We start from the raw sequence: 13,363 nt of genomic DNA, 5'->3' as shown, positions 1-13,363 counted from the left end.
ACGCCTTTTTTCCGATGCCAACCGCACTCCCCCGCACGTTCCCGTCTATCTTCTTTTAAGGAAACCTGACTGACCGGGTAGAAGTGTTCAACATTTGGGAAAGGCGACCTGCCAATGCAAAGCATTGTTCTCCTGCTGTGGCTTGCCTTGTGCTCCGAACAGGATGTGCGTCAACGCCAGATATCCAACGTGCTGACCCTGGGGGCGGCTGGCTGCGCCCTGGCCTGGCTGTTCAGCACCGGTCACAGCTGGATAGGCGCCGAAGCCAGCGAGGCCGGTTGGGCGCTGGCCATCGTCATGCTGCTGACCCTGCCAGGCTACATGCTCGGCCGCTTCGGCGCCGACGACGTCAAGCTGATGGGCGCCCTGGCCCTGGCCACCAGCCCGCAATATGTGCTCGGCACCTTCATTGGCGCGGGTGTCACTGTACTGGTCTGGCTACTGACCCGCCGCCGCCTGTGGACTCTGCTCAACCCCAAGGTAAAGAAGCGTTTGCAGGCCCTGACCGAAGAAATGGGCGACAAGCAGGCATTCGTCCCCTATGTGTTATCAGGTTTTCTTCTAACGGCCGTATGGATCCAGTAAGCCTTCCAGTGGTCCGATAACCTGTACACGCCTTGTACATATTCGCTGAGTGCGACTATTTTTAAGCTGCCAGAGCGTCTGGCACGGGAGCAGGGCCGTACAAGAACAGGGAGTTGATCGTGTCCAGACCAGTGAGTGATGTAAAGGTGTTGGTGGTTGATGACCAACCGGTCATTGTCGAACAACTGAGTGAATTCCTCGAAACCAAGGGCTATACCTGCGTAACAGCCCTCTCGACCGACGAAGCGATCGAGCACTATGTGGCAGACCCTAGCATCGGCCTGCTCATCTGTGACCTGCACATGCCCGAACGGGATGGCGTCGAGCTGGTGCGCGCCTTGAAGGAGATCAATGGCAACAAGCGCATGTTCGAAGCCATCATGCTGACTGGGCGTGCCGAGAAACAGGACTTGATCCGAGCGCTACGCGAAGGTTTTGCCGATTACTACCAGAAGCCGATGGACCTCGATGAACTGCTGGCAGGCGTCCGCCGGCAGGAAGAGGCCTTGCTGGAGCGCCAGCGCAACCTTCGTGATCTGGGTGGGTTGAACCAGCGCTTGCAGGAACTGGCCGAGTCGGTGGACGAACTGTATCAGGACCTGGAAAAAGCCCGTGGCCAAGGCACCCACCGGCGTGCCAGTGATGCAGAAGAAAGCGAAAGCGAGCTGCCAGCAGCGTTCGAGAAACTGTCACCACGCCAGCTGGAAGTAGCGCGCCTGGTAGGCAAGGGCAAGACCAATTACCAGATCGCCTGCGAACTGGGCATTACCGAAAACACCGTGAAGCTGTATGTGTCTCAGGTATTGCGTTTGACGCATATGCACAACCGCACCCAGCTGGCTCTGGCGCTGACCCCCAGCTCGTCACCCGTGCACCAGCGGTTCACGACCCATTGAGTGAAGGCTCGGCTTACCATCTGGAGCGGCCTCGTGCTGCAAAGGCTGCTCCTGCAAGCCCATAGTTGCCTGCTACAACTGGATCGCCAGGTTCAACGACAGCCGAGGCCCACGGTCCAGGCTATCCAGCGCCACATCCGCCAACGGCTTTGCCACTTCCAGCGCCACATTGAACACATGCCCACCCCCTAACCGCACACCCAGCGCCACCGATGCCAGATGGGCGTCCTCCACCGGTCCCCGGTTATGCCAGGCCTGAGCGGTATCCACCACCGCATAGGGCTGAACCTGCGCAAGCCAGCTACTGCGCACGCTGTAGTTGAGCTCGTAAGCCACACCCCAGCCCTTGTCACCGTCCGCCTGATCGCGCGGATAACCGCGCCCGAAACTCTGCCCGCCAAACCCCGCACGCTCGCTGTCGGGCAAGCGATCATCACTCCAGTACAACGCCCCGGACACCACCCCCTGCCAGTTTTCCAACAGGGTGTCGCTCTGCAAACCGGAAAGCCGCAAGCGCAGGAAGTCGAGATCGTAGTCAGCATCGCTGCGTGCCCCCAGGTAGTCCAGCCCCTGATGGACCCCGGCACTGACGATACGCAAACGCCCCTGCTCCACCTTGCGCCAGTCACCTTCGAATGACAGCGCCCGCACATAGGTGTCGTATTTGCGAGACGTTGGCTGCTCGGCCATCCGGTCTTCATCATGCTCACTGACCGAGTACAGGTGGCCCTGCACCGCCAGCCACTCATTCGGCCTGACAACCACCGGCTGACGCAGGCCGATCGCATAGCGCTCACTGTCGTGCTCGCGGGTGATATCGCGGCCATCGTCCAAACGTATGCGCGTGCCGGGCTCGCTGCGGTAGCGCGACGCCGACAGCAGCAGTTGGCTACCGGCGGCGTCCAGGTACTGGCTGTAATCGAGACGCTGGTAGTAAACCCGGTCATTGCCAGGGGGCAGCAGCCAGCTGGCCGTGACGCGTTCGCCATGGCGGGTCTGGGCATTGCTGGCTACGGTGATCAGGGCCTGTGCAGCATCACGGCTGGAGTCGGCCACGGTCATAGCGGCGCTGAGCGGCTTGCGCCGCGCATGCACGGTCAGCCGGGCGACACCATCGGCAGCCCGTGCCATTGCCAGTTCGGCCTCTACCACGACCCCTGGCATGCGCGTAGCCAGGCCCAGATAGCGCTCCAGCGTTTCGCGGCTCAGTGGGCGCTCGGCCTCAATGCGGGCCAGCAACTGCTGCAAATACTCATTGGCCGGTCCAATATCGCCGTCCACGTGGTAATCACGTACGTAACCTTCGACCAGCACCACGTCGACCCTGCCATCGGCCACATCCTGAGGAGGCAGGTAGGCGTACGACAGCAAGTAGCCCTTCTGCCGGTAGCGTTGGGTCAGGCGCTGGGTGTATTGCTGCAATTCACCCAACGTGGTTTCGCGCCCGATCAGCGGCTGATAGTGTTCGCGCAGGTCGCCCAAGGGGAACACCGTGCCGCCCTCGAAGCGCACTTTTTGCAGCACCAGCCGGGTGTTGGCCGGGGCCCAGTCGGGGTTGTCGATAGCCGCCCCTGCCAACCGTATATGGGGGCTCAGAGGGGAATAGTCCGTCATCGGCAGATTGGCGCTGGGCAGACGCCGCTCGTATTCATGGCTGTCGAGAAACCCCGGCAACGGGTCGGCGTGGGCAGCAAGTGCCCAAAGCAGCAACATCAGGGGCACGACCAGAGGACGCATAGGGCACTCCATGTTCCCATGGGTTGCGGGGCACCAGCCGGTCACACCCGTCACTTGCAAGCGTAGGTGCTGGCCCGGCTGTCGTCGAACACCTACTCACTGACCTGGAACGCCACCCGCGCCGTCTGACCGCTTTCGTCCAGCGCGCTGAGTTCGGCCTGCCCGACCTGTGGCAAACGCAGCAACAAGCTGTCCTGCCCCTGGGTTTCACCCAACGGCTGGCCGTTGAGGAACCACCAGCGCCGTCCACCACCACCCAAGGCAGATACCTGCAATTGCAACGGTTCAGTGCTGGTGGCCGGGCGGCGCAGATTGTCGCCTGGGCGCACGCCGACGATCGACAGCGGTGGTGCACTGGCCGGCGCCTGCGGCGGGCAGGCCGGGTCGATGGCCGGCAAACGCGCCATGCGCCGCTCGACACGGGGTAGCCAAGGCTCCAGCGGCGCCGGCCACAGGGCGATGTCGCGAGCCTTGGCGCCCGGGCAGCTACCATCGACCCGCAAGCCCTGCTCGTTGACCCATACTTTTTCGCGCAAACCCAGGCCCAGCGGCTGGTCGGCTGCCTGCAAGGTTGGCGGCGTGGTGCCGTCCAGGGTCCATGCAAAGCGCTGACGCCGACAGTTGGTGTCCTGCTTGCTCATCGGCTGACCCAGCGGCCAACAGATCGCCGCAACGCCGATATTCGCAGGTACCGGCGCTACCGGGACGCTGATGCCGCGTTGGCTGTCGCGATTGCTCAACAGATCGTGCACCTGCAACATCAGCGGCGCCGCCGACGCCAGGCCGAACTGCCCAGGCACCGGTGTACCGTCGGGGCGGCCAATCCATACGCCGATCAGGTAGCGCGGCCCCACGCCAATCGACCAGGCATCGCGAAAGCCGTAGCTGGTGCCGGTTTTCCAGGCCAGTAGCGGGCGCTGCACCAGTTCGGCGTGCGGGTCGCGGTCCGGGCGCGCCTGGCCGCTGAGGATACGCCGGATGATCCACGCCGCCCCCGGTGACAGCAACCGGTGCTCCACCAGAGGGGCCTGTGGCTGCAAACGCACCTGCGCACTGTTGCCACCCCGCGCCAGCGCCGCGTAGCCGCCGACCAGGTCCTCCAGCCGGCTGCCGGCACCGCCCAGGATCAACGACAGGTTGGGCTCGGCAAGGGGGGGCAGTATCAACGGCATGCCCGCCATGCGCAGTTGCGCGGCAAAGCGTTTCGGGCCGTAGGCCTCCAGCAATTGCACGGCGGGCAGGTTGAGCGACAGGGCCAGCGCCGAGCTGGCCGACACCGGCCCGCTGAACCCCATGGAGAAGTTGCCAGGGCGATAGTCGCCATAGCGTCGTGGAACATCCTGCAACAGCGATTCGGAATGGATCAGGCCATCGTCCAGCGCCATGCCGTAAAGAAACGGCTTGAGGGTGGAGCCGGGCGAACGTAGCGAGCGCACCATATCGACATGGCCAAAGCGGCGCTCATCAGACAAATCTATCGAGCCCAGGTACGCGCGCACCGCCATGCTCTGCGCTTCGACCACCAGAATGGCGGCCGAGGTACGCTCCGGCAGCCGTGCGCGCCAGCCCAGCAGCAAGTCTTCGAGGCGCCGCTGAAGCGCAGCGTCAAGCGTGGTACGGATCAGCGGCGGGCTGTCAGCGCTGTTCAGGCGCCGGGCCAGCAATGGCGCCAGGGCCGGCTCCTGGCGTGGCGCCAACACCAGCGGCTCCTCGGCGGCCTCGCGAATTTGCTGGGCCGGCCACACCTGGTATTCAGCCAGGCGCTGCAGCACCTTGTCCCGGGCACGCTGGGCACGCTCGGGGTGGCGGTCCGGGCGCAGCCGGCTGGGTGCCTGGGGCAGCACGGCCAGCAGTGCCGCTTCGGCAGGTGTCAGGTGCAGGGGCGACTTGCCCAGGTACGCCCAGCTGGCTGCCGCCACGCCCTGAAGCGTGCCGCCGAACGGTGCGCGGTTCAGGTAGATCTGCAGGATGTCGCGCTTGGACAAGTGCCATTCCAGCTGCAAGGTGCGCCATAGCTGGCGCAGTTTGCCGACCAGGGTACGGTCGTGCGGGTCGAGCAGGCGTGCCACCTGCATCGACAATGTGCTGCCGCCCGACACGACACGCCCGCCGCGCAGGTTCAGCCAGGCCGCGCGGGCCAATGCCAGCGGGTTGACCCCTGGGTGGTTGTAGAACCAACGGTCCTCGTAAGTCAGCAAGGCCTGCAGGTAAAGCGGCGAAACCTCTTCAGGGCTTACGGGGTAGCGCCACACGCCATCAGCATCGGCAAAGCGCCACAACGGCGTGCCGTCTTCGGCCAGCACTACCCGGGCCAGGTCGTCACCCGGCAGCGGCAACGGCCAGACACGGTCAGCCAGCCAGAACAGGCCGCCGAGCAGCAGCAGACTGATCAGCGTGGCACGCAACAACCTGCCCGCTCGGCAGCGTGGTCGCGCTAAGCTTGGCATCGGGAACCGACCTGGCCAGGTAATGGCCAAAGGCTTTGGGACGACAACCTCGCCGATTTTTTCATCAGGAAGCAACTATGCATGTAGAAGGTTTTTTCGAGTGGCTGGGCCAGGCACTGGGGTCGTTGATCCGCTTCATCGTCGACGCATTGAGCGGGCTGTTCAACCTGCTGGCCAATGCCGGTGGCAACTTCATCGATGGCCTGTCGCGCACCTTGGGCATGGACACCTCGCTGCTGAGCATCCTGGCCCTGATCATCGGCCTGATGTTGCTGTACTCGGCAATCCGCGCATTCATGCGCGCCTCGATCATCCTCGGGATCATCTGGCTGGTGCTGGGGCTGTGGGTGATGAGCTGGGTCATCCACTGATCTGCGCGGTCTTTGTGGGAGCGGCCTTGCGTCGCGATCGGGCTGCACAGCAGCCCCAGGATTTCAGCTTCGCCGCTTGAATTGTCGGGGCCGCTTTGCGGCCCGATCGCGACGCAAGGCCGCTCCCACATTGCCCGCGTAGAGCGGGTCTCTAGCGGGCTTTCACGGTCATCTCCCCTTGCCCATCGCCCACGGCCTGCAGGTTCGGCCGGTACATCGATTCGACCTGCGGCGGCGGCACGCGGTAAGTGCCCGGGGTCACTGCTCGCGCCAGATACAGCAGGTGGGTGGTGCCATAGCCGTCAAGCTTGAGCGCGGCAACATAACGGTCATCACGGTACTCCTGATGCACCACGCTGGCGTTCTGCATCGACTCGCGCCACGCCTTCACTGCACTGCTGGCGTTGTCCAGGCTGGCGGCGCTTTGAGCCAGGTTCTGGTTTTCCAGCTCCAGGCCTGCCGGCAGCAGGTCCACCACCAACGCATCCGGCACGCGGTCCTCAGCCTTGAGCGCCAGGTGCACGAGCACAAGGTCGCCACTGCGCAGGTTGTGCAGGTCCAGCGGCTGGCCATTCATGTCCAGGTACTCTCTGTGAATCTGCAGGCCGTTGCCGCCAGCAGCAGGCGCCTGGCGCGGGTAGCCGGACAAGGTCAGCTGCTGATAGAGCGTCTCACTGCCTTGGTTCTGCACGCTCAGCGGTGAAGCCAACAACGGGCCCTCAAGCTTCATACCGGCCTCGGCATTGTTCAACTCGCGCACTTCACCCGCGCTGTCCAGGCGTGCCTGCCACTGGCCTTCCGGCTTGCCCAGCAGGCCACGGCCAGCGAGGAACAGTGCATTGCGCTCTTGGGTCGACAGCCAACGGTTGGCTGCCAGTTCATCCGACAAGGCGAACAGGCGCTGATCGACCTGGCTGCTGGCCAGGTTGCTTTCCTGCAGCAGCGCCAGGATCAGCGCCTGGTCACGCAGGGCGCTGCCGTAATCGGCCAGCCAGCCTTTGCCACGGCTGATGCCCAGGCCCGCCTGCAAGGCTTGCTCGGCACGCGGTTTGTCGCCCATTTTGTCCAGCGCCACTGCCAGTTGTACCAGCGGCAGACCGGAGCGGGCATCGGCGCGACGTTCGAACAGCCCGCGCAGGGCACCCAACGGCGCCTGCTGGCTGCGCGACAGCACCAGCGCCGCATAGGCCTGCACGGCAAAGCGCGTGTGGTCGGCATTTTCGCTGTAGTCGACTTCGATCAGGTTGCGCTCCTGCAGGTAACGCAGCAGGCGCTCACTGGCCTTCTTCAGTGCCTCGGCGGGCACGCCGTAACCCTGGTCACGGGCACGCAGCAGGAAGTCGGTCACATAGGCGGTCAACCAGTACTCTTCCTCGCTGTCCGAACTCCACAGGCCAAAGCTGCCGTTGTAGCGCTGCATCCCCAGCAAGTGCTCGATGCCCATTTCGATCTTGCGTTTGCGCACATCCGCCGGCTCGCCCTTGATGCCCAGGCGCTTGAGGCTGTCGGCATCAGCGTACAGCGAAGGGTACAGGCCACTGGTGGTCTGTTCGAGGCAGCCGTAGGGGTAGGCTTGCAGAGCGCGAATCTGCTCGGCAAGGTTCAGCGGCGGCCGGCTCGACAAGGCCAGGCTGGCTTCCAGGCCAGCGGGCTCGAAGGCGGCCAGGTCTGCTTCGGGCAGAGTCCACGGCTGGTCCTTCAAGGCCACGCGGTAGTGCTTGAGCATTGCCGGGTAGGCCGGGCGCACGCCCAGCGTCCACTCACGTTCGAACGCATTGTCCGGCTCGTTCGGCAGTTGCAGGCCCGTCACCCGGACATGCACCTTGCCCTGCCCCAGCCCTCCCTGGGCCTGCACCGGAATCATCAGCGTCGAGCGCTGCCCTTCGGCCAGGTTAATGCTCTGCACGGCGTTGGCCGCCAGGCTCAGTTGCCCATCCGTGGTGATTTCGACGCTCAGTTGCTGGGCGCGGCCGGACAGGTTGGCCAGGTCCAGTGCCAGGCTGGTACGGTCGCCACCGGCCAGGAAGCGCGGGGCCGAAAGCTCGGCAATCAACGGCGCGGCGACCACGGTCTTGCCTTCGGCCATGCCGAAGTGCTCTTCGGTCCAGGCCTGGGCCATCAGCCGCAGTTCACCGTTGAAGTCGGGGATGTCGACCGTGGCCTGGCCCTCACCCTTGTCGTCCAGTGTCACCGGCAGGCTCTGCTGGGCGACGATGGTTACCGTAGTGTTGGGTCGCTTGCCCCCCTTGGCCATCGCCGCATCGCCACCGAACGCCAGGCTGGCCAGGCGGCCTTGGCCGGCCTCTATCAACTGGCCGTAGATGTCCAGTTGATCGGCACCATAGGCCTTGCGCCCGAACAGGCTGGCGAACGGGTCGGGGGTTTTGAAATCGGTGATGTTGAGGATGCCCACGTCCACCGCCGACAACAACACATGCACCTGCTTGGGCACACTGCCATCGGCGTTGGCGGCCTTTACCTTTACTGTCAAAGGCTGTTTCGGGCGCATTTTCTCCGGCGCCTGCAGGCTCAGCGCAAGCTTGCGCTCGGCGCGGTCCAGCGGCAGGTGCAGCACGCCCACGGCGCGCTTGGGCGTGGCGTTGGCCTTGCGCTCACCGGGGCGGATAACCAACGCGCTGATGTACAGGTCGTGACGGGCCCAGGCCTTGTCCAGTTGCACGTCAAAGGTCTTGCCCTCGGCGGGCACATCGATCTCCTGCCACCACAGCGGGCCATCGCTGGACTCGATCATCAGGTAACCGCTGCCCGCAGCGGGCGGAGTGACGGTGACCTTGGCGGTAGAGCCATCGGCGTAGGAGGGTTTGTCCAGCGCCAGCTTGACCTGGTCCGGCCGTACCGCGCCGCCCTCAGCGTTGTCCTGGGCACGATAGCCGGCCCAGAAGCGCTCACTGGATACCAGACCGGTCTGCGGGTCTTCGACCTCGACGCGGTACGGGCCCCATTCAACCTGGAAGCTGAGCTTGGCAGTGGAACCTGCCTTGACGCTGATCGTCTCTTCGTTCTGGGTCAGGAATTTCTCGTTGTAGGCGTAGCTCCAGCCGTCGCTTTGCGAGTAATTCCAGTAGTAATCGCGGCGTTCGCGAACAAGGCGCACCTTGAGCGCATCGGCCGCCAGTTTGTTACCGTCGCGGTCGGCCACCAGGAACTCGAATTCCACCGGCCCGTTGCTATCAGTTTCCTCACCTTCGAACAGGCCTCGCAGGCCCGGCAGGCGCTCAGCCGGCCAGATAGGCTGCTCCAGGCGCCGGGTGATCGGCCGGCCACCCGACTCCTGCAGGCTGGCCTGCACGGTCAGTTGCAGCGGAGAGCGGGCTTCGGCCCAACGGCTTTCGATATCGACCACCGCCTTGCCGGCCTGGTCAAGGGTGACTTCGTCCAGTTCCAGGTCCTGGTTCAGATCGGTTTCGGTGACCGAGCCGAACTGGTAGCCAGGCAACGCCGGTACGGCCTCGCGCAGCGGGCGTACATAGGCCTGACCGCTCAGGCGGTTGCCGGCGGCCGGCGCACCATAGAGGTAACGGCCATTGACCTGGATGCGCGCATCTTCATCCGGCGAAAGCGGTTGGCTGCTGCCCTTGAGCTCCAGCGCCAGGCGCTCGGGCAGGAAGTCTTCAACGAGGAATTCATAAACCTGCTTGCGCCCGCCACCCAGGTCGAGCAGCAGTTGCCAACGGCCAGTCGGCGCCTCGGTGGCCAGTTGCAACTGGTATTGGTACAAGCCATAGCTGTCGGCTTCCCAGACGAACTTGCGGCTCACCTGTTCATCCGGGCGACGCACTTCCACGTTCACTGGCTGGGCTTTGACCGGCTTGCCGTCCTGGTCGCGCAGCAGGCCGTTGAGCAGCACCGTCTCTCCCGGGCGGTACAGGTCACGCGGGCCGAAAATGAAGAACTGCAGCGGGTTGGCCTGAGGCCCGGTGATGTCGAATTCGGCCAGGTCCAGGGCTGCGGTGTTCAGGCGCAGCAGCGTGGTATGCACGCCCTGAGTGGCGATCAGAGTATCGGCCTTGGGCGTGATCGGCAGCTGGGCATGCCCCTTGCCATCGCTGGTGGCCTGGGCCAGCAGCTTGCCCTTTTCGTCATGGATTTCCAGGTTGACGCCGCTCAGCGCCTTGCCGCCTTCCAGGGCTTGAGCAAACACGTCGATGCGATCGCGGTAGCGGTGGGCCGACACGCCGATGTCGCTGAGGGTGAACAGGGTTGCCGGCTGAGAATAATCGTAGGTACCCGAGGCGCGCATCACTGCCAGGTACACGCCTGGCGCCTGCAACGGCTTGATGCCGGCAATCGGCAGCAACACGGTTTCGCGCGTGTTGCGCGCCGGGTTTAGATCGAAGCGGCCGCTGTAGACCAGCTCAGCCATGTCCAGGGTTTCCTTGGACTGGTAGTAGTACAGGCTGCTGTTGCGTCCCCAGTTGGCCAGGAAGGTCGAGAGCATGTCTGGCTTGACGCGGAAGAACTCGACATCCACTTTGTCGACGTTCAGGGCAATCACCGGCAGGCCTTCGGCCAGGCGCGTAGGCAGCAATGAGCCGCGGCTGGCAAAGCCGATGGTCGGCTGCATGTCGCGGGTTTCCAGGCGGGTGATCGACTCGCTGTCCAGCTGCTTGCCGTTGACTGCCAGCAGGCCCTTGTCGACGGTCAGCACCAGCTTGCGCTGCGGCTCCAGGTGGCGCAAACGCAGCTCCATCTGGTTGTCGGAGAGTTCCCAGGCACCGTCGAGCTTGCCTTTGACGGTGTCTACCAGGTGCACCTTGGTGGTGAAGTCCTGCTTGGCATCCAGCGGTACGGAGAAGCTGATCGACAGCGTTGCCGCGCCATCGAGCTGCACTTCCGATACGTCCAGCACCGTGAGTTCGCGGCCCTCGTAGCGCTTGGCGAGCACGGTCGGGTCCTCACGCTTGGGGGCGGAGGCTTCGGCGGGCGCGGGTGCCACAGACTTCTCGACCGGTGCTGGTTTACCCGGCGTGGAAGAGTCACAGGCACTGAGCAACGCCAGCGCGCAGGCCAGCAACAATCCTTTGTTGAACATGAGATAGGAACTCTTGGGCAGCGTGTACGTGAGGGCAGCAACTATAGCGCAACGTCAGGTGCAACACCCGGCGTTGCGCGCCAGGTCAGACCATGGTCGCGCTAAATGGTTGCCTGGTCGGTACACTATGGCCATTCGTTAAAAGGGGGCCGCGTTGCACCCCTTCGCGGGCTCGCCCGCTCCCACGGGTTTGGCGCCGGCCACCAGAGCAACACTTTCCTGTGGGGGCGGAAGCCCGCGAAGGGGCACACAGCGGCCCCAAAATCTCATGGAATGCACATGCCCCAACTCGCTGCCGACTGGCGCCACCGCCCCACCCACCGCAAGGTCTGGGCGTTGGCCGCGCCGATGATCCTGTCCAACATCTCGGTACCGCTGGTGGCGCTAGTCGACAGCACGGTCATCGGTCATCTCCCGCACGCCCACCAACTGGGCGCGGTAGCTGTGGGCGCCACCTTGTTCACCTTCATGGTCGGCCTGATGGGCTTCCTGCGCATGGGTTCCACCGGCTTCGCTGCTCAGGCCGCCGGCCGTGGCGACGGTGCAGCGCTACGCCAGGTCCTGGTGCAAGGGCTGCTGCTGGCGGTCGGCTTCGCCCTGTTGATCGGCCTGCTGGCCCTGCCCTTCAGCCAGCTGGCACTCCATGCGATGCAACCCAGCGCAGCCCTGCAGCAATCCACCGAAGACTTCTTCCATACCCGCCTGCTTGGCCTGCCTGCGGCGCTGGCCAGTTACGCGCTGGTCGGCTGGTTCCTCGGCACGCAGAACGCCAGGGCTCCACTGGCCATCCTGCTGACCACCAACCTGCTGAACATCGCCTTGAACCTGTGGTTCGTGCTGGGCCTGGACTGGGGTGTACTGGGCTCGGCGCGGGCATCGGTGATTGCCGAATGGACTGCCGCCCTGCTCGGCCTGGCCCTGACCCGCCCGGCCCTGCGGGCCTACCCGGGGCAGATCGTGTGGGCAGCGCTCAAGCGCTGGCAGGCCTGGAGGCCACTGCTGGCGGTGAACCGCGACATCTTCCTGCGTAGCCTGGCACTGCAACTGGTGTTCCTGCTGATTACCGTGCAGGGCGCGCGTCTGGGCGAAGCGACCGTGGCGGCCAACGCCCTGTTGCTCAATGGCCTGCTGCTGACGGCCTATGCGCTGGATGGGCTGGCCCATGCGGTGGAGGCCTTGTGCGGCCATGCCATTGGTGCCCGTGACCGCGACACCTTGCGCCGCTCGCTGGTGGTCGCTTGTGCTTGGTCACTGATCACCAGCCTGGGCTTTGCCGGGCTGTTCCTGCTGGGTGGGCACCTGTTCATCGACTTGCAGACCGACATCGACAGTGTGCGGGCGGCGGCTTATCCGTATTTGCCCTACCTGGCGTTGCTGCCGCTGATCGCGGTGTGGAGTTACTTGCTGGATGGCTTGTTCATCGGCGCGACCCGGGCGCGGGAAATGCGTAATGCAATGCTGGTTTCGGTGTTGATTGCGCTGCCGGTGGCAGTGGCCATGAGCGGGTTGGGCAACCATGGGTTGTGGATGGCGTTTCTTGGGTTCATGGGGTTGCGGGCGGTGACGTTGGGGTGGGTCGGGTGGCGGTTGCAGCAAAGAGACCTGTGGTTGGGCTGATTGGGGCCGCTTTGCGGCCCATCGCGACGCAAGGCCGCTCCCACAGGGGATAGCGGGTCGGCCTGCTTTTGCGATCCCTGTGGGAGCGGCCTTGTGTCGCGAAATGAGGGCGAAGCCCTCACATGCTCACAGCCATACACAGTCCCAATGGGGATACTCGCCAGCCCGCCGCACGAGGCCCGCCCGAATGGGGTTGGCGATGATGTAGCGGGCCACCGCTCGCACATCCTCCTCGCGACGCAAAGCCCGGTCATGAAAGCTGGTTTGCCAGATATGCCGTCTTTCAGCACCGGCCTTGTACAAGGCACAGCTGCTTCTGGATTTGAATTCGCACATCAGCCTACCCAGGCTCACTGGACCCAGCTCGATGAGCCAGTGAAGGTGATCCGGCATCAACACCCATGCCAGCGATCGACAAGTCTTGCGCTCATCGCTGAACCGCAACTGCTGGATCACGGTCCTGGCGAATCGGAAGTCTTTGAACAACGGCGTTCGGCTGCGGGTAGTTGTGGTCAACAGGTAGAGGCGCCCGGATTCGGACACCCGGCCATTACGTAAACGATGGGAGCCTGGACGTTCCATGTCGTTCTCCTTTGAATTGTGCATTCAAAGTTAGCGCCGCGAATGCGACGGGCGAGGACAGGACCATTACCGGGT

The 13,363-nt window shown here is 64.2% G+C and carries 8 protein-coding genes; 4 read left to right on the top strand and 4 right to left on the bottom strand.

Annotated elements, in window-relative coordinates:
* The first annotated feature begins 114 nt into the window (after window positions 1-114).
* Together ACI7M0_RS02865 and ACI7M0_RS02860 are read left to right on the top strand one after the other, a co-directional pair.
* Window positions 115-585, top strand: coding sequence for a prepilin peptidase (locus tag ACI7M0_RS02865; protein ID WP_010951848.1), 471 nt, complete (start codon window positions 115-117; stop codon window positions 583-585).
* 119 nt (window positions 586-704) lie between these two features.
* Window positions 705-1,481, top strand: a complete 777-nt coding sequence (locus tag ACI7M0_RS02860; RefSeq protein WP_129932111.1) for a response regulator transcription factor — start codon at window positions 705-707, stop codon at window positions 1,479-1,481.
* A 72-nt stretch (window positions 1,482-1,553) separates the two neighbouring features.
* Here the strand turns inward: ACI7M0_RS02860 and ACI7M0_RS02855 are convergent, their stop codons facing one another.
* Window positions 1,554-3,218: a ShlB/FhaC/HecB family hemolysin secretion/activation protein gene (locus tag ACI7M0_RS02855; protein WP_129932110.1), complete on the bottom strand. Its 1,665-nt coding sequence runs from the start codon at window positions 3,216-3,218 to the stop codon at window positions 1,554-1,556.
* 92 nt (window positions 3,219-3,310) lie between these two features.
* Window positions 3,311-5,665 (bottom strand): peptidoglycan glycosyltransferase PbpC, encoded by a 2,355-nt coding sequence (pbpC, locus tag ACI7M0_RS02850; RefSeq protein WP_129932109.1) that lies wholly within the window; start codon window positions 5,663-5,665, stop codon window positions 3,311-3,313.
* Between the two features lie 77 nt (window positions 5,666-5,742).
* On the opposite strand from pbpC, the gene ACI7M0_RS02845 reads away from it, so the two are divergent.
* Window positions 5,743-6,036, top strand: a complete 294-nt coding sequence (locus tag ACI7M0_RS02845) for a hypothetical protein (RefSeq protein WP_004577004.1) — start codon at window positions 5,743-5,745, stop codon at window positions 6,034-6,036.
* 151 nt (window positions 6,037-6,187) lie between these two features.
* Here ACI7M0_RS02845 and ACI7M0_RS02840 read toward each other — a convergent pair whose 3' ends face one another.
* Window positions 6,188-11,089 carry an alpha-2-macroglobulin gene (locus ACI7M0_RS02840; protein ID WP_129932108.1) on the bottom strand — a complete coding sequence of 1,634 codons (4,902 nt, stop codon included), beginning with the start codon at window positions 11,087-11,089 and terminating at the stop codon, window positions 6,188-6,190.
* A gap of 279 nt (window positions 11,090-11,368) precedes the next feature.
* Between ACI7M0_RS02840 and ACI7M0_RS02835 the strand changes: the two genes are divergently transcribed.
* Entirely contained in the window at window positions 11,369-12,706 is a 1,338-nt protein-coding gene (locus ACI7M0_RS02835) for an MATE family efflux transporter (protein ID WP_129932107.1), read from the top strand.
* Between the two features lie 126 nt (window positions 12,707-12,832).
* Here ACI7M0_RS02835 and ACI7M0_RS02830 read toward each other — a convergent pair whose 3' ends face one another.
* On the bottom strand, window positions 12,833-13,288 hold the full coding sequence (locus ACI7M0_RS02830; protein ID WP_129932106.1) for an REP-associated tyrosine transposase: 456 nt from the start codon (window positions 13,286-13,288) through the stop codon (window positions 12,833-12,835).
* Window positions 13,289-13,363 lie beyond the last annotated feature (75 nt).

The sequence above is a fragment of the Pseudomonas sp. 10(2024) genome (genome assembly GCF_045164175.1).
Classification (GTDB): Bacteria; Pseudomonadota; Gammaproteobacteria; order Pseudomonadales; family Pseudomonadaceae; genus Aquipseudomonas; species Aquipseudomonas alloputida.
Note: the sequence above shows the minus strand (reverse complement) of the source record. Positions and strands in the feature narration are given on the sequence as shown.